The sequence below is a fragment of the Pseudoalteromonas sp. C2R02 genome (assembly GCF_018860845.1).
Lineage (GTDB): Bacteria > Pseudomonadota > Gammaproteobacteria > Enterobacterales > Alteromonadaceae > Pseudoalteromonas.
The window spans coordinates 1-23,187 of sequence record NZ_JAHKQC010000023.1 but is presented as its reverse complement, the minus strand read 5'-3'; the positions used below and the strand labels follow the sequence as shown (position 1 = coordinate 23,187).

Sequence of the window (23,187 nt, the reverse complement as noted above, 5' to 3'; positions counted from 1 at the left end):
TTCTTTGTATTTAGTCAAATTTCGGCATAAAAAAGCCCTTAACAAAGCTAAGGGTTAAAAATTGGTACCAGTAGGCGAACTCCCACCAACACAACCGAAGGTGGGCCAGATTATGAGAGTGAATCCCCTAAACCTTTCTTGTTAAACTCAAGTTTCAGGCATAAAAAAACCCTTAGCAAAGCTAAGGGTTAAAAAGTGGTACCAGTAGGCGGACTCGAACCAACTCAACCGAAGGTGGGCTAGATTATGAGAGTGAATCCCCTAAACCTTTCTTGTTAAACTCAAGTTTCAGGCATAAAAAAACCCTTAGCAAAGCTAAAGGTTAAAAAGTGGTACCAGTAGGCGGACTCGAACCAACTTAACCGAAGGTGGGCCAGATTATGAGAGTGAATCCCCTAAACCTTTCTTGTTAAACTCAAGTTTCAGGCATAAAAAAACCCTTAGCAAAGCTAAGGGTTAAAAAGTGGTACCAGTAGGCGGACTCGAACCGCCACACCCGAAGGCGGGGGATTTTGAATCCCCTATGTCTACCAATTCCATCATACTGGCATAATTTTTCTTTCACTCTCTCGCTTTAATCAGTATTAAAACAGATGAAAAAATAAAGAAAAACCACTTTAGAGCTCAAGCTTTATAAAAGTTATTTTTTTTAGATGCTCTCGTCTCTATGCAAAGCATTATACAAAGATGAGACTGTGCGGCAAGTACTTTTTCCCCTACAGCGACTAACTGCTCGGTTATTGTTCAATATAAGTATTATTGATTTTATTGATAGCTATAACTAAGAATATTTAGTTTTAATAAACATTTTTATCTAATAAATTCCCTCGCGGTATCTGGTTTGATAAAATAAGTTTTTGCGAAAACGCTTTAAATAAATTAGGTATGAAATGACGAGTAACGAAATAAACTTTCCAAGAACAGGACTTGGTCGCAGATTAGCTTCTTGGGTATATGACGCTTTGGTTGTTGTTGCGTTCTCTATGGTAACTACAGTACTTTTTTTATTTGCTGTACAAGGGTTAATCTCTTTAGAAATACTCAAATTGGGTAATGCAATTGATGTTTCAGATTTAATTGAGAGCAACCTGATCTTAGAGAGTATTCGAGGTATTTTATTAATTGGTGTTAATTGTGCTTTTTTTGTTTATTTTTGGACTAAAGGCGGACAAACAATTGGTATGCGCTCATGGCGTTTAAAAGTTCAAAACTTAGATGGCAGTAATATCTCAATTAAGCAGGGGATTATTCGCGCTTTCTGCTCGTTATTGGGTCTAGGTAATTTATTAGTTGTTATTGATTTTAAAAATAAACGAGCTTTACAAGATTATGCTGCTAATACTGAAATGGTTACTTTAACTAAAGAAGAAAATAAACGCATTTATCAATCTATGGACTAATTATGTTATTAATTTAGCGAGTATGCTTACTCGCTAAATTTTTACTGCTAGCCGTTTTTAAATTAAAGTCTCGCTTCAACCATTAAACGTTTCATATCTCTAACTGCTTTTTCTAAACCATCAATCGCCGCACGTGCAATGATTGCATGACCAATATTTAGCTCATAAATCTCTTCTATTGCCGCAATTGGTTTTACATTATGATAATTTAAGCCATGACCTGCATTGACAATCAAATCAAGGCCTGCAGCAAAAGTAACGCCATCTTTAATACGGTTTAGTTCTGCTAATTGATCTTTATCATTTTGGGCATCAGCGTAAGCACCGGTATGAATTTCAATATAAGGTGCACCCACATATGAACAGGCTTTTAATTGCTTTTCATCTGCATCTACAAATAAAGACACTTTAATACCCGCATCTGTTAAACGCTTTACTGCATCAGCTATTTTGTCTTGATTGCCAGCAACATCTAAACCACCTTCTGTTGTCAGCTCTTCACGTTTTTCTGGTACTAAGCATACATATTCAGGTTGAGTATCTATTGCTATTGCAATCATTTCTTCAGTTACAGCAATTTCAAGATTCATTCTGGTTTGAATTGTCTGCTTCATCACAGCAACATCTCTGTCTTGTATATGACGGCGATCTTCACGTAAATGAATTGTAATACCATCAGCACCAGCATGCTCCGCAACGCTTGCTGCATGAGCAGGATCTGGATAAGTTGTGCCCCTTGCTTGGCGTAATGTAGCTATGTGATCAACATTAATACCTAATAAAACATCTTTCATTGTTATTGCCTTATAATTTTATAAAATCAGGGCTTTATAAATAGCTCTCTGCTTTTTAAAGGTTTATTTCCCAATAAGGGTTTTAATAAATAGCGACTGAGTTTTTTCGCCAATTGCCTTACGGCTGACTTTCTAAAGTCATAGTTTAAAATTGCTAATAATTGTTCACCGCATACAGCTTGCTGATAGCTATAATAGTCAGCTTCATTTGGCAGTATTTTTCCCCATCCCATTTCATCAAAAAACTGATATTGACTTTTAGTTTGAATTTTATCGCCAGCGATATCAAACTCAAAATCAATGCCATAACCTAATAATTCTAACAATTGAAATTCAAATGTTCTCAAATAAGGCTCTACTTCATTATCTTGTTGTAAATGATTAATATGCTGATGATAAAGCGCGTAAGCATCTTCTATAGGTTCATTATGGGGAATGATGCGTTGGCATAATTCATTTAAATAAAACCCGCAATAAAGAGATTTGCCTTTAAGCAAAGTGACTTTACCAGATAATTCAAATTGTGTGAGGTATTTTAAATCACCTTTACCAGTAAAGCTGATCAGAAGTTGTTGGAATGGTTGCAGTTGTGCTTTGTGTTTAATTGAATGCCTGCCTTTAAGTCTAGCAAGCATTCTAAGTTGCCCTACGCCCTCTACAAGCATATCAATCATTATTTGCGAATCACTATAAGGTCTGTGATGCAATAGATATGCATTGTAAAGTATTGTATTCATTTTATTTTATAATGCGCTATTCGCTACCATAACCTAAGCTACGTAAAGCACGTTCGTCATCAGCCCAGCCAGACTTCACTTTAACCCAAAGCTCTAAGAAAACTTTGTTATCCAACATGGTTTCCATGTCTTTACGCGCTTCTCGGCCAATTGTTTTAAGCTTTTCGCCTTTATTGCCAATCACCATACGCTTTTGAGTTTCACGCTCTACTAATATCAAGCCATTTACCTGCCAAACGCCATTGTCTTGCCATTTGAACTGCTCGATTTCTACAGTAATTGAGTAAGGTACTTCATCACCCATAAAGCGCATTAACTTTTCACGAATGATTTCAGCGGCTAAAAAGCGCATAGATCTATCGGTAACATAATCTTCAGGAAAATAAAACTCACAAGGCTGTAAGTGATCTTTCACATGATTTTTGATTATTTCGATATTTTTACCTTTAGTCGCAGAGATAGGTAAAATATCTAAAAAGTCACCTTTTTTCGCTAAAAACTCAAGATGAGGTAATAACTCTTCTTTATCTTTAACTAAGTCAACTTTATTGATCAATAATAAAACAGGCGTACCACTAAGCATTACCTTATTTAGTACCATTTCATCATCTTCAGTCCAATGTGTGCCTTCAACTAAAAATAGTATTAGCTCGACATCACCAATAGAACTACTTGCAGCACGGTTCATTAAACGGTTAATGGCACGTTTTTCATCTATATGTAACCCTGGTGTATCAATATAAACAGCTTGATAATTATCTTCTGTATGTATACCCATAATACGATGTCTCGTCGTTTGCGGTTTACGAGAAGTAATACTCACCTTTTGTTCAATTATTTCATTTAATAAAGTAGATTTACCCACATTTGGACGACCAACAATGGCTACCATGCCACAGTGGGTGTCTGGAATATCATGTTTAAGATCTAAGCTATCAGATAAAATGCTATCAGGTGCTTCATCGTGTTTCATATCGTTTTCAGGTTTCATTTTTTAGCTTCATTCTTTAATTTATGTAACGCAAGTTCAGCAGATTTTTGCTCTGCTTTGCGTCGAGATGTTCCCGCACATGTAAAGCTATCCATGCCTTCAACAACACACTCAACCGTAAACATTTGGTTATGTGCCTGCCCTTTCGTATCTATTACAGTATAGCTAGGTAAAGGTAATTTACGCGCTTGTAGATACTCTTGTAATAAGGTTTTTGGGTCTTTTTGATTGATTTCAGGAGAAATCGCTTCAAGACGAGATGCATACCACTTTAAGATTAATTCCTGACAATTATCGATACCAGAATCTAAAAATACAGCACCTATTATCGCTTCAACAGCATCAGCTAAGGTTGACTCTCTGCGATAACCACCACTTTTCAGCTCTCCAGGGCCTAACCTTAAAAAGTCACCTAATTTAAACTCAACACCAAACTCGGCAAGGGTTTGTCCTCGCACTAAAGTTGAGCGCATTCTGCTTAAATCACCTTCTCTTGCTTTTGGAAATTGATGATAAAGTTTATCAGCAATAACAAAGCTCAATATTGAATCACCTAAAAACTCAAGTCTTTCGTTATGCTGACCTTTATGGCTTCTATGTGTTAAAGCTTGCTCTAATAACTGAGGGTTTACAAACGAATACCCAATTTTAGAATATAAATCTTTTGCGTCTTTTTTCATTATCTAATTTTCATTCTTTAAATTACGCTGTAAAACTAAGGCTTATTGGATAGAGCCTAGGCGATTAAAACGAACGCCTGTTGGTATCCAACCAGGTAAAAAGTCATCTGCTGTGTTATCAAACTCGAAACTCATCCAGATAAAAACAGCTTTACCTACTAAATTTTCTTTTGGTACAAATCCCCAAAAACGACCATCCGCACTATTATCACGGTTATCACCCATTACAAAGTAACTATCTGCTGGAACACGCCATTCATCAGCTTTAGTACCAGGTTGTTGAAAGTAACGACCTTTTGCTTCTAGTGCCATAGGATTAATTAAAATATCATGCCCGACCCCTGATAACTCTTCAGTTAAACGTGGTAACGCCATGCCTTGCATTGAAAATTCATCTTCATTTACAAGGTTTAAACCTATTTTATTAAACTCACCACATTTAAGGCCAGCATTTTGTGTTTCACCTGACTGGCATTGAGGTTTTATATATAACTGTTTATTGCGATAAACAACGGTATCTCCAGGTAATCCAACTACACGTTTAATAAAGTCTACATTGGTATCTATTGGATATTTAAATACCGTAATATCGCCACGTTCTGGATTATCCATTTCAACTAATTGTGTACGCCAAACTGGATCTTTTATACCATAGGTATACTTTTGAACTAATATAAAATCACCAACAAGCAATGTTGGCATCATTGAACCTGATGGAATTTGGAAAGGTTCAAATATAAAAGATCTAAAAATAGTGATAGCTGCAATCATCGGAAATATCGAGATTGCAGATTCAGTTATAGCAGGTAATGGCGCTATTTTATCAAGCGCTTCTTGGTCAAGTGCAACACCAGATGAACTTTGTGCTAATGCGATGCGCTCTTTTCTTTTAGGTGCAAACATTAAATGGTCAACTAACCAAATTAAGCCACTGCCTAATGTCAAGATCACTAAAAAGGTTGAAAAATACCCTGCCATAATATGTGTTTTCCTTATTTACCAACTTTGAGGATTGCTAAAAACGCTTCTTGTGGAACTTCAACATTACCCACTTGCTTCATGCGTTTTTTACCTTCTTTTTGTTTTTTCAGTAATTTTTTCTTACGACTCACATCACCACCGTAACATTTAGCGATTACGTTTTTACGTAACTGCTTAATTGTTGTACGAGCAATAACATGTGCACCAATCGCTGCTTGAATCGCAATATCAAACTGTTGACGTGGAATAAGCTCTTTTAATGCTTCAGCTAATTGGCGACCACGCGTTTGTGCGCTTTCATGATGTGCAATAATAGCTAAAGCATCTACACGCTCACCATTAATTAAAATATCAACACGTACCATGTTAGATGCTTGGAAATGCTTAAAATTATAATCCAACGATGCAAAACCACGACTAGTTGATTTCAATTTATCAAAGAAATCCATTACTACTTCAGCCATAGGTAATTCATAAGTAAGAGCGACTTGATTACCATGGTAAGACATATTAGTTTGCATACCACGTTTTTCGATACATAAAGTAATGACATTACCTAAGTAATCTTTTGGTACTAATATATGTGCTTCCACGATAGGCTCACGAATTTCAACAATATCGTTAAGTGGCGGCAGTTCAGACGGATTATCAATTTGAATTGTTTCACGTTTAGTTTCAATTTCATAAATTACCGTTGGCGCAGTGGTAATTAAATCCATATCGTATTCACGCTCTAAACGCTCTTGAATAATTTCCATGTGTAACATACCAAGGAAACCACAACGGAAACCAAAACCTAGTGCAGTTGAACTCTCTGGCTCATAAAATAAAGAGGCATCATTTAGGCTCAGTTTTGCAAGTGCATCACGGAAGTTCTCGTAATCATCAGATGAGATAGGGAACATACCAGCGTAAACTTGTGGTTTTGCTTTTTCAAAACCAGATAAAGGTTCTTCAGCGCCTTTACGCGCTAAAGTGATTGTATCACCTACTGGTGCACCGTGGATCTCTTTAATACCGGCGATAATAAATCCAACTTCACCTGTTTTTAGAGTTTGTGTTGCAGTTTGCTTAGGAGTGAAAATACCAATATTATCAGCGCCGTGTATTTGGTCTGTCGACATAACTCTGATTTTATCACCTGAGTTTAATACACCTTGCTTAATACGTACTAAAGATACGACACCTTGGTATGGGTCAAACCACGAATCTATAATTAAGGCTTGCAAAGGTGCGTCTGTTTCCCCTTTTGGTGCTGGGATATTTTCAACAATGGTTTCTAAAACATCTTGTATACCTATGCCTGTTTTAGCAGAACATTGCACAGCATCTGTTGCTTCGATGCCAACAATATCTTCAATTTCTTCTGAAACACGTTCAGGCTCTGCCTGTGGTAAATCAATTTTATTTAAAATAGGAAGTACTTCTACGTCCATTTCTAATGCAGTGTAACAGTTGGCAACTGTTTGCGCTTCAACGCCCTGACCGGCATCAACTACTAATAATGCGCCTTCACAGGCAGCAAGAGATCGTGATACTTCATAAGAAAAATCTACATGACCAGGTGTGTCGATGAAATTTAGTTGATATGTCTCACCATCTTTTGCTTTATAGTCCAAAGTGACACTTTGCGCTTTAATGGTAATACCACGTTCGCGTTCAATGTCCATTGAATCCAAAACTTGAGCTTGCATTTCACGGTCTGATAAACCACCACAAAAATGGATCAGACGATCTGAAAGAGTTGATTTACCATGGTCAATATGTGCGATGATCGAAAAATTACGGATATGCTTCATAAACTGGATTCAATACTACTATAAAAAAAAGGACAGCTATTATTAAAGACAATAGCGCGAAAGGAGAATTTTACAATTAAATGCGCCTAATCACCATCTATTTGCGTTAATGGTAGGCTATTTGGGTAAATTTTTATGACTTTTATATCATAATTTACTTTTTCAAGCTGTTTTTTGGCTAATAAGAAACCAATGACACCGCCAATAAATGCCAACAAGATTTGCCAACCTTCAGATAATGACATTAATGCAGCACCTGAAATAGCAAAAACAATCGCAAATAATAGTGGTAATAAATAAACTAGCAGTGAGCTTTTGAGTACATGACTATCATCAAGTGCCATTTTTACTTTTTGTCCGATGTTGAGTTGCTCTTCAAAAACAAAAGCAAGCTCAGGTGATTTATCACCAAAAAGCTTGCTAAATATTTTGCTGCCACATTGACCATTACATCCTTCACAGGTAGGTTTTTCTTCTGGTCTTAAAAATGCTGTTAAGCCATCCACAGAGGTAACAGTTAAAGTTTGTTCTATCACGCTATTTACTCAACTTACTCAACATAAAAATAACACTTTATTTTCGCTGAACTGATTGTGCGATTGTTTTTGCTGTCATGCCAGGAATATTACCAACAACAGAAACATCATAGCCATCAGCATTATGGACAAATATCGAAGTCGCCCCTGAAGATAAAATACCACCTCTTCTTTTACCTGGTAATGGGCGTTGAACAAAAACAGAAACTTCGATTAAACCATCACCATATAAGTAATAGTCAGCTAACTCATTATTTAAATTTAAGTTATGACGATCTGATTTTAATAATTTAAAACCATCAGGTAACCAGCCTATTAACCAATTTCCCTGTGCATCTTTGATATCACCGCTCGAAACTTCTTTTTCTACGGCAACAACTTCAGGAAGTTGTTTATTACTCATTTCAATAAGTTCAGGTGCGATATGTTTGGTCATGCTAACATGGGTTAGTTGCAGCTGCTCTAGTGCTTCCCCTTTATTATTAACATAAGCGGCTTTTAGCAATAAAGTTGACTCTAGATCTAACCATAACCAATAATTAAACTTAGATTCATCTTTAGCTTCAATTTTTACTAATTGCGCTGCACGTCCGGCGATTCGGCCTTTTCCGCCTAGCGTAAAATTATATGCTTGTTCTAATACGGTAATATCTTGAAATAAAACATCAGGGATAGGACCTGAAATATGTTTGGCTATTACAGTATAAGGTGCAGATTGTGGTTCAAAATAGGTGACTTTATTGTTAACACGAAAAACTTCGAGTCCTGCGCCATTTAATAAACTTAAGTGCTCTAATTCATCGTTGCCATTAATGCCATGCAACCATTTATAAGGTTCCATATTATTACCTTTAACGACTGCAAATGAGGCGTTAAAGTTGTTTTTATGAACGGCTTCTGACATTTTCATCAGCAATGACTTTGCTGTTTCAGGACGTGCTTCTTTATTTATTTGGGTTGTTACTTCACTATCTTGCGCCACTACAGAGTTACTGTAAACTGGCGCACTCATTGTGACAAAATAAGTACCTATAAAAAGAAAAATACTACTTACAGAGGCTAGTTTTCTCATTATTTTATTTGGCATCCTCATTTTCATGATTATTTAAGTCTTCATTTTGCTGTTTTTTTGCTGAACTAGCAATACGAGTTTGTCTTTGATGCTCTAAAACCAAAGCCCCAATACGTTGTTGTTGTAACTTCCTTAATCCAGAAGCTGCATTTTGCAATGCTGGTTGCTCTGTAGAGTAACTCACTGGCGCTACCATACCGCCAAAAGGAACCGTTTGTAAACTCGGTAATGACTCAGTTATAGCCTGCGATTCATCTGAAGGTACGGTTTGCACACCAATAATCGCAAACATAGCAACACTTGCAGCTATTGCAATTTGGCTAAACGGTTTCTTCCAATTAAATGCCACTACATTATCTGGCACTTTTTCTTCTTTAACGGATGCTGTTTTTACTTCTGATTTATTAAAGTCTGCAAAAATAGGCTCATGCTCTAATTGGCTTGCTACTTTACTTGCTATATCTAAATGAATGAAATCTTTATCATCGGCGCGCATTGCATCACCAATTAAAGAATATCTTTCTAGCGTTTTTCCCGCTTCAGATTGAGCCATTAAATCACTCATGCCTTCTTCTGCATCTAAAAACGCAGATATTTCAGCTTTATCTTGTTCGGTTAACTGCTTAATAGTCATATTCTAACTCGCCTGTTTTTGCATCGATTAACTATGATGCTTATTCATTTTCGATTAAAGGATTTAACTTACTGTCAATTGCTTCACGTGCTCTAAATATGCGAGATCTAACCGTCCCAACAGGGCAATCCATGATCAAAGCGATATCTTCATAACTCATGCCTTCAAGTTCTCGTAGAGTTATAGCTGTTTTTAAATCGTCTGGTAAAGTCTCAATGGTAGAAAAAATTACCTTTTTAACTTCATCACTTAACAATAAATTCTCTGGCGTAGCACTTACTTTCAAAGCATGTGCGCCGTCATAAAACTCAGCGTCATCGGCATCTACATCATTTGCAGGCGGCTTTCTTTTTTGAGCCACCAAATAATTTTTAGCGCAATTTACAGCAATACGATACAACCAAGTATAAAATGCACTATCTCCTCTAAAGCCTGGCAACGCACGATAAGCCTTTATAAAAGCCTCTTGTGCAACATCAGAAACATCTGCATGATTTGATACATAACGCGATATCAAGCTTGCCACTTTATTCTGATATTTCCTGACCAATAGGTTGAAGGCGTTTTTATCCCCTTGCTGAACCTTTCTTATTATCGCTAAATCTAATTCCTGCTCGCTCATTCGAGCCGGTACTCCTATTATTATTTCGCAAAATCAATGTTACTTTTTACTACTGTTTTTTATTACAATAAGTCTTAATTCAAATAATCAGACCAAGATATAAATAAAAAGTTCTATTTCTTTGCAAATTTTTTTAAAATAAATGAAAAGTATACTTAAACAATCTTAAAACCAGTGTCTCAGATTGTTTAAGTATATGCATTGTAACCTAAGTGATACAAATACATGAACCAAAAAAAACACCATAATACTGATGTCGTTATTATTGGCAGTGGCGCTGCAGGACTTTCTCTTGCATTAACTTTAGCTAATCACTGTAAAGTACTCGTTGTCAGTAAAGGCCCTTTAAATGAAGGTTCAACATTATACGCTCAAGGCGGTATTGCAGCAGTATTTGATAAAAATGATAGCGTAGACTCTCATGTGGAAGATACTTTAGATGCCGGAGCCGGTCTATGTAGTCGAGATGCGGTGCATTATACTGCGAGTAATGCAAAATCTTGTATGAAGTGGTTAATCAAACAAGGTGTTCCCTTTGATATGGAGCATGACAGTGCAGGCAAAGAGCGTTATCACCTAACCAGAGAAGGTGGACATAGTCATAGACGTATATTGCATGCAGCAGACGCTACAGGTAAAGCGGTGCAAACAACTTTAATCTCTCGGGTAAAAGAACATGACAACATTACCTTGCTTGAGAAGTATAATGCAATTGATTTAGTTATTTCAAAAACAGATAAAAGTCACTGCCAAGGGCTTTATGTTTGGAACAGAAATAAAGAACAAGTAGAAACCATATCCGCAAAATTTGTATCTCTTGCAACAGGGGGTGCAAGTAAAGTTTACCTTTATACTTCGAACCCAGATATCGCCAGTGGTGATGGTATTGCTATGGCATGGCGAGCTGGTTGCCGTGTCGGTAATATGGAATTTAATCAATTTCATCCAACAAGTTTATATCATCCAGAATTACAAAACTTTTTAATCACAGAAGCGATGCGTGGTGAAGGCGCATATTTAAAACGTCCCGATGGTACGCGTTTTATGCCTGACTTTGACGAGCGTGCAGAGCTTGCACCAAGAGATATCGTAGCGCGCGCAATAGATTTTGAAATGAAACGTTTAGGCGCTAATTGTGTTTATCTGGATATTAGCCATAAAGATAAAGATTTCATAATTGAACATTTCCCGACTATTTACGCAAAGTGTTTAAGTGTTGGTCTAGATATCACAAGAGAAGCTTTACCTGTGGTACCTGCTGCACATTATACCTGTGGTGGTGTTGTAACTGACTTTAATGGTAAAACTGATTTAGATAATCTTTATGCCATTGGAGAAGTCGCTTATACCGGTCTACACGGTGCTAACCGTATGGCGAGTAACTCTTTATTAGAGTGTATTGTTTTTGCTCATGCTGCCGCTAAAGATATTTTAACTAAACTTGATGCAAGTGAATCATCTAGCCTTAATTCAATTCCTGAATGGGATGAGAGTCGCGTTTCAGATTCAGATGAAGAAGTTGTTATCACTCATAACTGGCATGAACTTCGATTATTTATGTGGGATTATGTCGGCATCGTAAGAACAACTAAACGTTTAGAACGCGCGCAAAGAAGGGTTGAGTTATTACAGCAAGAAATTCAAGATTATTATGCTAATTTTAAAGTTAGTAACAATTTATTAGAGTTAAGAAATTTAGTACAAGTGGCAGAGTTGATAATTCAATGTGCACTTTCGCGTAAAGAAAGCAGAGGCTTACACTACACATTAGATTACCTCGAACAATTAACATCACCTGAACCAACAATCTTAAAACCTAACCAAACAAACCATACTGAATTTTAAAACGACTCAGAGCTAACTTTGCTGATTAGTTTTTAACGCCAAGATCATACGACGCAACCGAGTAAAATCGGTTGTATTCATACTTTCCCTTTTAAGGATCAGCCAATTTTTATTATTTGAATGTGTATTCTGAATTTTAAGACGTATTATAATAAACCGATCGTTATGAATACTTGAGGTCATCACCCGAGCTATTGATGAATTACCTTGATTAACTTTAATACCACTGTGACTCGATAAATTCAGTTCTATTTTATCTTTGGAAAATAATAACAAAGAGCCCGATTCAGGCCATATTTCTGGGATTTTATAGCGGCAATATATATAACTGAATATGCAAGTAATAAAACTAACAACATATGAAATAGTATGTGTGCTAGAGATAATTAACACAAAAAAAACGAAAATAAAAAAGGCAGCGATAAGCGACATATCTTTTTTATTTTCACTAAAGGTGATTTTATAGCCTGTGTTTATATCAGGCAAATCGTTAAACTTTAACGCGGTTTAAGATAAGTTTAACCATAGAGTTAAGCTCTTCATCTTTACATTCTTCATGACCCATAAACCAAGCAAAAAGCTCAGGATCTTCACCAGTTAATAAACGCTGAAAGATAGCTTTCTCATTATCTGACAATGAATCATATGCATCTTCAACAAAAGGCATAAATAATACATCTAATTCCAACATACCACGGCGGCAAGCCCAACGTAATTTTGCCTTACTATCTAAGTTACTCATCTAAATCATCTGTCATTTTATTTAATTAGCTTTATTCTACCAAATTTTTGATGTTTAGCACTGTAAATACGTTATTATGTACATATAAATCAACTGATACTAAAAAGCTAATGCCTCAAATATATGCTTGCCATTTATCGGATCAATTGATCCAATTTACTGGTGAAGATAAAAAGTCATATCTTCACGGTCAAATAACTCAAGATACAAATTTATTTACCAATGATTCATTCCTGTGGGCTGGACAATGTGACGCCAAAGGTAAACTTTGGGCTATTTTAAGATTTTTTAATTATCAAGATGATTATTTTGCAATCACATCTAAAGATGAATTTGAAAATGCTTTAGCAGAATTTAAAAAGTATGCTGTTTTTGCAAAGGTCGATATTGTAAAAAATGAAAGCCACCAGCTGATAGGTATTTTTGGTGATGATCTTTCCAGTGCTTTAAATGAGCTAAACATTCAATTTCCTGAATCAGATAACTGCACAGCAGACTTCAGTTTAGGAAAAGCGATCAAGTTAGATAATAATCGCCTTATTTTATGCATAGATAAAACAAAGCTTGATCAACTTCCAGCTTCATTTTCACTGTTAGACAATGAAGATAAATGGAACAGTATAGCTATATTAGCGGGCGAACCTAAACTAAACGGCCAGTCAATTTCTGAGTTTGTTCCACAAATGGTAAACTTACAGGCAATTGGTGGTATCAGCTTCAAAAAAGGCTGTTACAAAGGTCAAGAAACCGTTGCTAGAATGAAGTTCTTAGGTAAAAACAAACGCGCTATGTATATTTTAGAGGCTGATTCTACTAAGGAACTTGAAGCTAACGAAGTTGAACAGCAAATGGGTGAAAACTGGCGACGTGCAGGTAAATTACTGCAAACCAGCTTCGATTCTGATAACAATAAAGCATACGCTTTAGCAGTTATGCCTAACGATATCGCATTAGATACACCACTTAGAACAAAACAAGACAACCCAATTTCTTTCGCTATTAAGGCATTACCTTATAGCCTTATTGAAGAAAATTAATCTGGAAATTTAAAAATGAAAATAGCTGACAAAAAAGTTGTAAAAATGCACTACAGTGTGATGGATCAAAACCAAAACGCGATTGATAGTTCATTTGATAATGAGCCGCTTGAAATGATTATTGGTAGTGGCTTTTTGATCCCTGGTCTTGAAAAGGCACTATTAGAAAAAACTGTTGGTGATAAATTCACTGTTGAAGTTCCTGCGATCGACGGTTATGGCGAACGTCATGAAGGTTTGATGCAAGCTGTCTCTAAAGATATGTTTGAAGGCATTGAAGTTGAAGTTGGTATGCAATTTCGTGCAACAACAGATCAAGGCGAACAATCTGTAACTGTAATTGAAATTCAAGGTGATGACGTTGTAATTGATGGTAACCACCCTCTTTCAGGTATTGACCTTACTTTTGATGTTGAAGTACTTGAAGTGCGTGATGCAACTGAAGAAGAGTTAACGCATGGACATGTTCATAGTGCTGGCGGTTGTGGCCACGACCATTCTGAAGATCACTCACATCAGCATGGTGAAGACGATGATTGTTGTAGCACTGGTAGCTGTAAAAGCTAAGCCCACTGCAAGACATAAAAAAACCGCCTGTAGGCGGTTTTTTTATGTCTTTAATTTACGCAACTAAAGTCTCGTCTACTTTTATTTCTTTAGTATCGACTCTAACGAAGATAATAATTTCTCTTGATCGTTAGTACCTAAACGAATAGAAGTACCATCTTTAAGTTCTAACTCAACAGCGCTAAACCCATGTACTGCATATACCCAACCATCATGGGTGATCCTAACACCAACACCATGGCGAAATGAGTTTGTAACCGGTTTTACACTTTCTATATCGGATAGTTTAACTGTTTTGCCAAAAACACCTGGACCAAAACCCCAAGAGACTTCATCATCAGTTACTTTTATCGTTAGTCCATGAAATAAAAAACCCACCACTACAAGTATGATTAAAAATATCACCATAGGGATCATAGGACCTAATAAAGCAATAGCCAATGCAGTAAAAGTTGCGATCCAGCTTAATAAGATAAAAATAATATAAGCAAACTGTTTGTGAAGATATACTGCTGTTGAATTCAAAATTAATTCTCTTTAGCTCATATGTAAATTATTGGAAGTTATATACTATGGTAGCGCTGGTCTCGCCATCAAAATTCAGTTTATCATCTTCAGGTGTCGAGTTATAACGATATAGGTATGAAAACTTCAATGAGAAATCATTATTTATTTGACTGATTAAAGATGTTTCTGATTTTAACCTTGAGTTTAATCCCGACAGTGACTTTTCGCTGCTTAAAGTTTGGTTAAAGCGGGTTCTTTCAGAGATATTTCTTTGCCAATGCAAAGCCAAGCGAATTAACAAACCCGCCTCTGAAATATCCTCTTCTTTAACTTGATAGTTTACACCAGGACCAATATCAAAATCTAAGGTATTCTTCTCACCTGAGTATAAACGATTGCCATAGCCCGATGATAAAGATGTTTGGTAATCAAAACCGCTAAATTTATCTTTTTCAAAGTCACTATAGATAAAAAAAGAGGCTTCTTGCTCTCCTAATTTATAGTTGCCTTGGGCAGAAGCAAAATAACGTTCGGCAGACTTTTCGGTCTCGCCGGTATCTTGATTTTTATCTTTTTTTAGCAAGCTATCAAACTTAAATTGATTACGCCATTTATCAAAATCTTGAAAAACATTTGCTTTTAACTTTACAGCTAATGAATCTGTATTACCTGAAGTTACAATAAAACCGAATTCGGTATCACCGTAAAATAGCTCTCCATGCCTCTCGTTGTGCATTTCATCATCATCCAATTGACCATACTCAGATAATTCTTCAAAAAAAGACTCTTTAGCATGAGTTGTGAAACTGGCTAAAGTACAAGCCAACATCAATACTCGGTAATACATTTTAAACTCCTAATCTTTCCAAATTACGTGACAAAAAGGTGCCGCTTTATCACGACTAATTAATATTTTAGCAAAAATAATATCTTGGTTTTCTACGCCAATACCGTCATATTCTAAGCCAACAATGACTTGAGCATAATCTTCTTGATCTATTTCGAATTCCACAAAGCCATTCCAGCTCTCATCTGCGATATCTTCTTCAATAAACCCATGCTCTTCGCGGTCATCGTTAAATTTAGTGATATCTTCTGGTTTTAAGTTATCTGGTGCGAGCTCTAAAAACACATCATAAGCTTGCTTGCCAACTTCTTCTAACGTCCACAAATGTGATTGATTTTCCATATTATCTACCTAATTTATATAATTGAATCGTTATACCTTAATCAAAAAAAAAGCCAAGTAAAACTTGGCTTTTATAAAAAACATTCAAGTTTAAACGCTCTCGCTTGGCTTCCCTTTAAACTTTTCACGCATTCTTTGAATAAGTGAATAAAATACAGGAATAAACAAGGTACCAAATATCGTTGCCGTTATCATACCTGCTAGCACTGTGATACCAAGGAAAATACGACTACTTGCACCTGCACCCGATGAAAATACTAAAGGTAATACGCCAAGTACAAATGATAATGCCGTCATCAATACTGCTCTAAAGCGTAATCTTGCAGCATTAAGTGCAGCTTCATAAATACTTTGACCTTGTGCTCTGAGTTCCATCGCAAATTCAACAATTAAGATCGCTGTTTTAGTTGATAAACCAATGAGTAATACTAAACCAACTTGCGCATAGATATTATTTTCCATACCTAAAGTATATAAGGTCAACATTGAACCAAATACGGCTAATGGCACAGCTGAAATAACCGAGAATGGAATTGTCCAACTCTCATATTGTGCCACTAAAAATAGGTAAACAAATATAATGGCTAAGCCAAATAACATAGGCGCTAAATCACCCGCTTCAAGTTCTTGCTTAGATTGACCCGCCCACTCATATATATAACCATCTGGTAAGTTTTCAGCTAATTCTTGCATCACAGCTATGGCTTCACCACTAGAATAACCCGGTGCTGCAGAACCTGTAATACTTGCACTACGATATAGGTTGAAGTGATTCATGCTTGTTGGCCCAAGAATTGGCTCTAATTTAGCAAGTGTTGTTAATGGCACCATATCGCCCTGTGCATTTCGAACAAAATAATATCTTAAATCAGATGGGTCTTTTCTAAACTTAGTTTCTGCTTGGATCATTACACGATATGTACGGCCAAACTGATTAAAGTCGTTTATATACATAGAGCCAAGCTGTGCCTGTAATGTCGTAAATATATCACTCAGTGCAACACCTTGTGCCTTGGCTTTATTACGATCGACTTCTAAGAAGTATTGCGGCACGTTAGCACTAAAAGTACTAAATACACGAGTTAGTTCAGGTCTTTGGTTCGCTTCATAAATTAAACCGTTCATCACTTGCGCTAACTCCATTGGATCGCGCCCTTCACTATCTTGTAATCTAAATTCAAAACCAGAACTATTACCAAGACCAGGAATTGGTGGCGGGTTAAATACCATCACTTGTGCATCAGGCATAGTCCAAAGCTGACCCATAATACGACGAATGACTTGTCGTAACCCAAGCTCAGGCGTAGTTCTATCTTCCCAATCTTTTAATATGATGATACCTAAACCATTATTAGAGCCCGCACCACTTAATAATGACGTACCTGCAACACTAATAAAGTCAGTTACCGCAGGATCTTTTTTAATAACTTCACCGACTTTACTCATTACTTCAGCAGTTCTGACACTTGAAGCTGCATCAGGTAATTGAACATTTACAAATAAATAGCCTTGATCTTCACCTGGTACAAAACCTGTTGGTACTTCTTTAGTTAACCAACCCGTTGCTGCAAACATAATTAAGGCTAATATACCGATACGTGCTGAACGTTTTAATAAAAAGTCTATTTTACCTGTATAGCTAGCAGTCATCTTTTTAATGCCACGCTCTAAAGGCGCAAGCCAGCCAATTGGTTTCATCGCTTTTTCATTTAATAGCAATACACATAAAGCAGGACTTAAAGTCAGCGCATTAATAGATGAAATAATCACAGCAAAAGAAATCGTTACAGAAAATTGTTTATATAGCTCACCTGTTATACCTGGCATAAATGCAACAGGCACAAACACAGCAAGTAGTACTAAAGTGGTTGCAATGATAGGTCCTGATACTTGTTGCATCGCTTTAGTTACTGCTTCTTTGATTGGTAACTTATCTTCTTTAAGTAAACGTTCTACATTTTCAATTACAACAATGGCATCATCAACAACAATACCGATAGCCAATACTAAACCAAATAACGTAATGGTATTAATTGAGTAACCCATTAGCATCATAAATGCAAACGTACCAATTAGAGAGACTGGGATTGCAACAGATGGGATAAGCGTTGCACGCCAGTTTTGTAAGAATAAAAAAACCACTAATATTACTAATACTACGGCTTGAAATAGTGTAACGACAACTTCTTCAATTGAACGGTCAATAAACTTAGTTGTATCAAATGGAATTGAATATTTTAAACCATCAGGAAAACGCTCTGATAAAATTTCCATCTGTGCTTTAACTGATGCCGCTACTTCAGTTGCATTGGCATCAGATAACTGATAAATAACTAAAAATGCAGTATCATTACCGTTTAATTTAGCTTGAATACTATAATCTTGAGAGCCTAACTCTATACTTGCGATATCAGTTAAACGAACAAATCTTCCGTCATTATTAGCACGAATAATCGTTTGACCAAACTCTTCAACTGTTTTTAGACGACCTTTTGCTTGAATTGAATATTCAAACTGTTGGTTAGGTAATGAAGGAGATGCACCTAGTTTACCTGCTGCAACTATCAAGTTTTGCTCTTTTAAAGCCCCTTGAATCTCACTAACAGTAACACCTAATGAAGCCATTTTATCTGGCTTTAACCAAATACGCATAGAGTAGCTTTTTTCACCCATCACAGAGGCTGCTGCAACCCCTTTTAAACGACCAATAGGTTCAGCAAGATAATTAGTTGCGTAGTTACTTAGAAAAATTTCATCTAAATTTTCTTTCTCTGAATATAAAGTAATACCCATTAACATGCTGGTAGATTGCTTTTTAACACTCACACCTTGACGCTTTACTTCTTCGGGTAAACCGCTTTCTGCCAAAGCAACACGATTTTGCACATTAACTTGCGCAATATCACTATCAGTACCTACTTTAAAGAACACATTAATAGTTGCAGTACCATTATTTGATGCGGTTGATTCGATATACATCATATCTTCAACCCCATTTATTTGCTCTTCAATAGGTCTAAGTACTGACTCTTCAACAACTTGTGCACTCGCACCTGGATACATAGCCGTAATTTGCACTTGAGGCGGTGTTATTTGTGGATACATATTAACTGGCAATAATCCCAAAGAGATTAAACCTGCTAATGTGATCACAATAGAAATGACTAAGGCAAGCTTAGGTCTATTGATAAATATTTTACTGATCATAGTCGGCCTCTATTTTGCGCTTATATTATTTATAACGCCTGTAATTGCATTTACAGATTTTTCAACAGGATTAACTTCAACGCCTTGTTTTACTTTTTGCAGACCTTCAATAATCACGCTTTCATTCGCTTTTAACCCTGACTCCACTAACCACATTGCATTAATACGACGTCCTAGTTTGACATGACGTGTAACAACCTTATTGTTCTCATCTATTACTAATACAAACTTACCTTGTTGGTTTTCTTGCACAGCAGCTTGAGGGACTAAAGACATAGCTTTTTTATCTTGGCTTTCTACAATTAAAGTTACAAATAAACCCGGTAGTACAATTCCTTCAGGATTTGGAAAAACCGCACGCATTTCAACAGTACCTGTACCTTGATCGATTTTAGTATCTGCAAAGTCTAATTTACCCATTTGCCCATACTGAGAGTTATTAGGTAAACGAAGCGCTAAATCCATAGGTACTTGTTGAGCAGATTTAATCTCTTTGTGTTTTTGTAAATAAGTGATGTAATCAGACTCTTCAACCTGAAAATTTACATAGATAGGATCAATTGAAGTCAACGTTGCTAAAGCGTTGCTTTGTGGGCCAACAATATTACCGACATTAAAGTTTACTTTACCGATTTTTCCAGAAAAAGGTGCCGATATTTTGGTATAGCTTAAATTAAGTTTCGCCTTGGCCAGAGCTGCTTCAGCAGCTTTTACTGCAGCCGAAGTTTGTGCCGCATTTGTTGTTAATTTATCTAAATCAGATTGAGAGATAAACCCTTGCTTTGCAACATCTTTACCACGTTTTAAATCTCTTGCCGCACCATTTTGAGCCGCTATTTTACTTTTAAGATCAGCTTGAGCTTGAATAAGGCTGGCTTGAAATTCAGCTGGATCTATCTCTAATAATGCTTGGCCTTGTGCGATTGCAGTACCTTCATTAAAGTGCCTTTTTAATAATTCGCCTTCAACACGTGCTTTTATTTCAGCTTCTTGATGCGCTTGTGTACGCGCTACAAATTCTCTGTAATTACCAACTTCATCTGTTTTAATTGTATAAACAGAAACAGCCGCTGGCGGTGTTACTTTTTTTGCTGCTTCTTGTTTCCCACAAGCAGTTAAAGCTAAAGCGATTGAAGATATCAATACGCTTTGAATCAACTTTGATTTTATTTGTTTATTATATTTATTAAGCGAATCATGCGCAGACATAAATAATCTTCCTTTAACTGTTTTAATTTGATTAAAAAATAACGTGTTGTTACCAATAGTAATACTTATCAATAATAAAGTAATGTAATTGACTGATAAAAGACAACAACTCAGCGATTTATTTTATTAAGCTGATAAATAATGAAATTATTATATATTATTAAAAGTCTACAAAATGTGACTTTTCATCAAAACCTTAAATACCTTGATTAGTAAGCCATCGCCTTAATTGTAACGATAGAAAAATGAACCTAGTATGAGTAGACTGATTATTTATCTTCCAGTTCCTTAAATTTGCCACTTTACTTTTTGCTATTAAAATTTTACGCTGATTAAAAAGGAGGTCCGATGAGTAACAATCTAATTATACTTAGTGTTAATAACCAAATTGCCACTGTCACGTTAAATCGCTCAGAAAAACTCAATGCACTTAATTTCTCTATGTTCCTAGCGATAGACCGCGTGATAAAAAAAATAAAAAAAGATAAAAATATTCGCGCAGTTATTTTAAAAGCAAATGGCAATGACTTTTGCACAGGCTTAGATGTTGCCAGTGTAATGAAACAGCCCATTCAAGTATTCAAACTATTATTCAAATGGCTACCAGGAAACCAAAACTTAGCTCAAAGAGTCACACTAGGTTGGCAATCACTGTCTATTCCTGTCATTGCACAAATTCAGGGTCGTTGTTGGGGAGGTGGTATGCAGATCGCTTTGGGTGCAGATTACCGAATTGCACGTAAAGATTGTAGCTTTGCAATTATGGAAGCACGCTGGGGATTATGCCCAGATATGGGAGCAAGTGTCCAATTGGCTAAACTGATGCCATATGATCAAGCGCTTTGGTTAACAACACATGCTGAACCCATTTCAGCCCAACAAGCATTAGAACAAAATTTAATTAGCTTTATAACTGATGATTTAGATGGGCAAACTAATATTTTATTAGAGCAGATAATACAAAAATCACCTGATACAATTGCAGCAGTAAAACGTTTATATCAAACAAGCCACCAATCAAATAATCGAAGAATCTTAGCCAGAGAAACTTGCAACCAAATCAAATTATTGCTTAATGAAAACACAAAAAAAGTAATCAAAGCAAATAAGAAAAAACAACAAGCTGAGTTTTCACCCAGATCTCACTGGTAACCTAATGGCTAGTAACCGAGTCATGATTTATATGTTAGCTTATTAGTTAAGTATTCGTTGGTGTATATTAAATGTTGAAGTATTTTATCAGTGCAATCATTATTTTAGCTTGTCTATTTTCAGGCAAGCTAATTTCTTACACATTTAACCTTGTTTTTCCAAGTGCCATTTTTGGCATGTTAATACTTTTTACTTTATTAATGACCGGCGTTGTAAAACATCACACAGTATTACCTTGCTCTGCACCATTATTAAAATCTATGCCTTTGCTTTTTATTCCTACTCTTGTAGGGATTATTGAGCATTTAGGATTATTAAAAGATAACTTAATAACGATAAGTATCAGTGTTATTGCAAGCTGCATTATCACTTTAGCTGTCGTCGGCCTTATATTTCAGAAGTTAAATAAGTCGACATCATGATTTATATCGGAATTATTCTTACCATCGTTATATTTTTTATATTTAAAGCTATTCAAAATAAAACGACTTGGCTTATTCTTAACCCGATTTTATTGACTATGCTTTTAATTATGCTGATTTTAATTTCAAGTGACAGTACTTATTCAGACTACGCAAACAGTAATTTACCTTTAACTTTATTACTAGAGCCCGCAATTGTGGCGTTAGCAATGCCTTTATATAAAGAGTTTGTTTATATAAAATCTCAGTTAAATAATATTTTAATTGCTTGCACTTTAGGTGTACTAAGTTCTACAAGCATAGCTTTATTTATCGCTTATATCTTAGGTGCTGATAATCAGATAATCGCTTCTATTGCCCCCAATGCGGTAACTTCTCCTATCGCAATGACATTAGCAAACTCTTTAGGAGGCATCGCCGCCCTCGCCGCCGCTATTGTGATATTAATTGGCGTATTAGGGGCTATTTTTGCTCATCCATTTTTAAAATTAATAGGTGTATCAGATAAAGCTGCACAAGGATTAGCTATGGGAGCAGCATGCCATGCACTTGGTACAGCACGTGCTGTAGAGATTGATTCTAAAATAGGTGCTTTTGCGTCGGTATCTTTAATTGTCAGTGCTGTACTCACTTCTATTATCTTACCTATTTTATACCCTTTGCTTATGAGTGCATTGAAAAGTATATAGCTTTAGTCTGCCGGTAAAATAAATGAAGCTCTTTGTTATGGTAAGAATCTAAAGAGCCCAAAACTCAAATTTCAGGCACAAAAAAACCGACTTAAGTGTCGGCCTATATCTCTATTACGAGAGTCTAAAGTGGTGGGCGCAGGAGGATTCGAACCTCCGACCGCTCGGTTCGTAGCCGAGTACTCTATCCAGCTGAGCTATGCACCCACTTTAGATATTACTTTACCTCTAAATTAGATTAACGAACCAGGTTCGTATCCATTTTAGATTAACTTTATTTTTCATCTTAAGTTAATGATCTATTTATTAGACAAAAAAACCGACTTAATGTCGGCTTGTATCTCTAATGAAAGAGTCTAAAGTGGTGGGCGCAGG

23 protein-coding genes and 2 tRNA genes are annotated in these 23,187 nt (G+C 36.1%); 7 read left to right on the top strand and 18 right to left on the bottom strand.

Going from position 1 to position 23,187, the window contains the following annotated elements; all coding sequences use genetic code 11:
- Window positions 1–464 precede the first annotated feature (464 nt).
- Window positions 465–549, bottom strand: a tRNA-Leu gene (locus tag KO527_RS07030).
- A 341-nt stretch (window positions 550–890) separates the two neighbouring features.
- On the opposite strand from KO527_RS07030, the gene KO527_RS07025 reads away from it, so the two are divergent.
- Complete coding sequence (locus KO527_RS07025; protein ID WP_216039625.1) at window positions 891–1,400, top strand: RDD family protein; 510 nt, start codon at window positions 891–893, stop codon at window positions 1,398–1,400.
- A gap of 62 nt (window positions 1,401–1,462) precedes the next feature.
- Here the strand turns inward: KO527_RS07025 and pdxJ are convergent, their stop codons facing one another.
- From pdxJ to rpoE, 10 genes are all read right to left on the bottom strand, one after another.
- Window positions 1,463–2,194, bottom strand: a complete 732-nt coding sequence (gene pdxJ / locus KO527_RS07020) for a pyridoxine 5'-phosphate synthase (protein ID WP_216039624.1) — start codon at window positions 2,192–2,194, stop codon at window positions 1,463–1,465.
- A gap of 26 nt (window positions 2,195–2,220) precedes the next feature.
- Complete coding sequence (gene recO / locus KO527_RS07015) at window positions 2,221–2,931, bottom strand: DNA repair protein RecO (protein ID WP_216039623.1); 711 nt, start codon at window positions 2,929–2,931, stop codon at window positions 2,221–2,223.
- A gap of 16 nt (window positions 2,932–2,947) precedes the next feature.
- On the bottom strand, window positions 2,948–3,823 hold the full coding sequence (era, locus tag KO527_RS07010; protein ID WP_042142848.1) for a GTPase Era: 876 nt from the start codon (window positions 3,821–3,823) through the stop codon (window positions 2,948–2,950).
- Between the two features lie 95 nt (window positions 3,824–3,918).
- Window positions 3,919–4,602 (bottom strand): ribonuclease III, encoded by a 684-nt coding sequence (gene rnc, locus KO527_RS07005; RefSeq protein WP_042142794.1) that lies wholly within the window; start codon window positions 4,600–4,602, stop codon window positions 3,919–3,921.
- Between the two features lie 42 nt (window positions 4,603–4,644).
- Window positions 4,645–5,580 carry a signal peptidase I gene (gene lepB / locus KO527_RS07000; RefSeq protein WP_216039622.1) on the bottom strand — a complete coding sequence of 312 codons (936 nt, stop codon included), beginning with the start codon at window positions 5,578–5,580 and terminating at the stop codon, window positions 4,645–4,647.
- Window positions 5,581–5,594: 14 nt separating this feature from the next.
- A complete protein-coding gene (lepA, locus tag KO527_RS06995; protein ID WP_216039621.1) occupies window positions 5,595–7,382 on the bottom strand; it encodes a translation elongation factor 4 in 1,788 nt (595 codons plus the stop codon).
- A gap of 86 nt (window positions 7,383–7,468) precedes the next feature.
- On the bottom strand, window positions 7,469–7,918 hold the full coding sequence (locus KO527_RS06990; RefSeq protein WP_216039620.1) for a SoxR reducing system RseC family protein: 450 nt from the start codon (window positions 7,916–7,918) through the stop codon (window positions 7,469–7,471).
- A 37-nt stretch (window positions 7,919–7,955) separates the two neighbouring features.
- The gene (locus KO527_RS06985) at window positions 7,956–8,990 is read right to left on the bottom strand and encodes a MucB/RseB C-terminal domain-containing protein (protein ID WP_252733512.1); all 1,035 of its coding nucleotides are present in this window, start codon (window positions 8,988–8,990) and stop codon (window positions 7,956–7,958) included.
- A 4-nt stretch (window positions 8,991–8,994) separates the two neighbouring features.
- A complete protein-coding gene (locus KO527_RS06980) occupies window positions 8,995–9,624 on the bottom strand; it encodes an RseA family anti-sigma factor (RefSeq protein WP_216039619.1) in 630 nt (209 codons plus the stop codon).
- Between the two features lie 40 nt (window positions 9,625–9,664).
- Window positions 9,665–10,246, bottom strand: coding sequence for an RNA polymerase sigma factor RpoE (rpoE, locus tag KO527_RS06975; protein ID WP_042142804.1), 582 nt, complete (start codon window positions 10,244–10,246; stop codon window positions 9,665–9,667).
- Window positions 10,247–10,471: 225 nt separating this feature from the next.
- On the opposite strand from rpoE, the gene nadB reads away from it, so the two are divergent.
- Entirely contained in the window at window positions 10,472–12,091 is a 1,620-nt protein-coding gene (gene nadB / locus KO527_RS06970; protein WP_216039618.1) for an L-aspartate oxidase, read from the top strand.
- A gap of 490 nt (window positions 12,092–12,581) precedes the next feature.
- On the opposite strand, the gene KO527_RS06965 is transcribed toward nadB, so the two are convergent.
- Window positions 12,582–12,833 (bottom strand): succinate dehydrogenase assembly factor 2, encoded by a 252-nt coding sequence (locus tag KO527_RS06965; protein WP_216039617.1) that lies wholly within the window; start codon window positions 12,831–12,833, stop codon window positions 12,582–12,584.
- 50 nt (window positions 12,834–12,883) lie between these two features.
- Here KO527_RS06965 and ygfZ point away from each other — a divergent pair, with 50 nt between their 5' ends.
- Both ygfZ and KO527_RS06955 read left to right on the top strand, forming a co-directional pair.
- Window positions 12,884–13,870: a tRNA-modifying protein YgfZ gene (gene ygfZ / locus KO527_RS06960; RefSeq protein WP_252733510.1), complete on the top strand. Its 987-nt coding sequence runs from the start codon at window positions 12,884–12,886 to the stop codon at window positions 13,868–13,870.
- 15 nt (window positions 13,871–13,885) lie between these two features.
- The gene (locus tag KO527_RS06955; protein WP_216039616.1) at window positions 13,886–14,437 is read left to right on the top strand and encodes a peptidylprolyl isomerase; all 552 of its coding nucleotides are present in this window, start codon (window positions 13,886–13,888) and stop codon (window positions 14,435–14,437) included.
- Between the two features lie 81 nt (window positions 14,438–14,518).
- On the opposite strand, the gene KO527_RS06950 is transcribed toward KO527_RS06955, so the two are convergent.
- The 5 genes from KO527_RS06950 to KO527_RS06930 all read right to left on the bottom strand — a co-directional run bounded on the left by KO527_RS06950 (window position 14,519) and on the right by KO527_RS06930 (window position 20,549).
- Window positions 14,519–14,962, bottom strand: coding sequence for a hypothetical protein (locus KO527_RS06950; protein ID WP_216039615.1), 444 nt, complete (start codon window positions 14,960–14,962; stop codon window positions 14,519–14,521).
- Window positions 14,963–14,990: 28 nt separating this feature from the next.
- Window positions 14,991–15,791: a DUF481 domain-containing protein gene (locus KO527_RS06945; protein ID WP_252733509.1), complete on the bottom strand. Its 801-nt coding sequence runs from the start codon at window positions 15,789–15,791 to the stop codon at window positions 14,991–14,993.
- A gap of 9 nt (window positions 15,792–15,800) precedes the next feature.
- Window positions 15,801–16,133, bottom strand: a complete 333-nt coding sequence (locus tag KO527_RS06940) for an HI1450 family dsDNA-mimic protein (RefSeq protein WP_216039614.1) — start codon at window positions 16,131–16,133, stop codon at window positions 15,801–15,803.
- Window positions 16,134–16,223: 90 nt separating this feature from the next.
- Window positions 16,224–19,340, bottom strand: coding sequence for a multidrug efflux RND transporter permease subunit (locus KO527_RS06935; RefSeq protein WP_216039613.1), 3,117 nt, complete (start codon window positions 19,338–19,340; stop codon window positions 16,224–16,226).
- Window positions 19,341–19,349: 9 nt separating this feature from the next.
- Complete coding sequence (locus tag KO527_RS06930) at window positions 19,350–20,549, bottom strand: efflux RND transporter periplasmic adaptor subunit (protein ID WP_216039612.1); 1,200 nt, start codon at window positions 20,547–20,549, stop codon at window positions 19,350–19,352.
- A gap of 348 nt (window positions 20,550–20,897) precedes the next feature.
- Between KO527_RS06930 and KO527_RS06925 the strand changes: the two genes are divergently transcribed.
- From KO527_RS06925 to KO527_RS06915, 3 genes are all read left to right on the top strand, one after another.
- Entirely contained in the window at window positions 20,898–21,701 is an 804-nt protein-coding gene (locus tag KO527_RS06925) for a crotonase/enoyl-CoA hydratase family protein (RefSeq protein ID WP_216039611.1), read from the top strand.
- Window positions 21,702–21,772: 71 nt separating this feature from the next.
- Window positions 21,773–22,123: a CidA/LrgA family protein gene (locus KO527_RS06920; protein ID WP_216039610.1), complete on the top strand. Its 351-nt coding sequence runs from the start codon at window positions 21,773–21,775 to the stop codon at window positions 22,121–22,123.
- A complete protein-coding gene (locus KO527_RS06915; protein ID WP_252733507.1) occupies window positions 22,120–22,812 on the top strand; it encodes an LrgB family protein in 693 nt (230 codons plus the stop codon). Before KO527_RS06920 ends, KO527_RS06915 begins: the two co-directional genes overlap by 4 nt.
- A gap of 130 nt (window positions 22,813–22,942) precedes the next feature.
- Here the strand turns inward: KO527_RS06915 and KO527_RS06910 are convergent.
- Window positions 22,943–23,019, bottom strand: a tRNA-Arg gene (locus KO527_RS06910).
- Window positions 23,020–23,187: the final 168 nt, after the last annotated feature.

Coding starts and splice junctions, on each gene's coding strand:
- KO527_RS07025 (WP_216039625.1), top strand. CDS start 891: ATGACGAGTAACGAAATAAACTTTCCAAGAACAGGACTTGGTCGCAGA.
- pdxJ (WP_216039624.1), bottom strand. CDS start 2,194: ATGAAAGATGTTTTATTAGGTATTAATGTTGATCACATAGCTACATTA.
- recO (WP_216039623.1), bottom strand. CDS start 2,931: ATGAATACAATACTTTACAATGCATATCTATTGCATCACAGACCTTAT.
- era (WP_042142848.1), bottom strand. CDS start 3,823: ATGGTAGCCATTGTTGGTCGTCCAAATGTGGGTAAATCTACTTTATTA.
- rnc (WP_042142794.1), bottom strand. CDS start 4,602: ATGAAAAAAGACGCAAAAGATTTATATTCTAAAATTGGGTATTCGTTT.
- lepB (WP_216039622.1), bottom strand. CDS start 5,580: ATGGCAGGGTATTTTTCAACCTTTTTAGTGATCTTGACATTAGGCAGT.
- lepA (WP_216039621.1), bottom strand. CDS start 7,382: ATGAAGCATATCCGTAATTTTTCGATCATCGCACATATTGACCATGGT.
- KO527_RS06985 (WP_252733512.1), bottom strand. CDS start 8,990: ATGAGAAAACTAGCCTCTGTAAGTAGTATTTTTCTTTTTATAGGTACT.
- KO527_RS06980 (WP_216039619.1), bottom strand. CDS start 9,624: ATGACTATTAAGCAGTTAACCGAACAAGATAAAGCTGAAATATCTGCG.
- rpoE (WP_042142804.1), bottom strand. CDS start 10,246: ATGAGCGAGCAGGAATTAGATTTAGCGATAATAAGAAAGGTTCAGCAA.
- nadB (WP_216039618.1), top strand. CDS start 10,472: ATGAACCAAAAAAAACACCATAATACTGATGTCGTTATTATTGGCAGT.
- KO527_RS06965 (WP_216039617.1), bottom strand. CDS start 12,833: ATGAGTAACTTAGATAGTAAGGCAAAATTACGTTGGGCTTGCCGCCGT.
- ygfZ (WP_252733510.1), top strand. CDS start 12,884: ATGTTTAGCACTGTAAATACGTTATTATGTACATATAAATCAACTGAT.
- KO527_RS06955 (WP_216039616.1), top strand. CDS start 13,886: ATGAAAATAGCTGACAAAAAAGTTGTAAAAATGCACTACAGTGTGATG.
- KO527_RS06945 (WP_252733509.1), bottom strand. CDS start 15,791: ATGTATTACCGAGTATTGATGTTGGCTTGTACTTTAGCCAGTTTCACA.
- KO527_RS06940 (WP_216039614.1), bottom strand. CDS start 16,133: ATGGAAAATCAATCACATTTGTGGACGTTAGAAGAAGTTGGCAAGCAA.
- KO527_RS06935 (WP_216039613.1), bottom strand. CDS start 19,340: ATGATCAGTAAAATATTTATCAATAGACCTAAGCTTGCCTTAGTCATT.
- KO527_RS06930 (WP_216039612.1), bottom strand. CDS start 20,549: ATGTCTGCGCATGATTCGCTTAATAAATATAATAAACAAATAAAATCA.
- KO527_RS06925 (WP_216039611.1), top strand. CDS start 20,898: ATGAGTAACAATCTAATTATACTTAGTGTTAATAACCAAATTGCCACT.
- KO527_RS06920 (WP_216039610.1), top strand. CDS start 21,773: ATGTTGAAGTATTTTATCAGTGCAATCATTATTTTAGCTTGTCTATTT.
- KO527_RS06915 (WP_252733507.1), top strand. CDS start 22,120: ATGATTTATATCGGAATTATTCTTACCATCGTTATATTTTTTATATTT.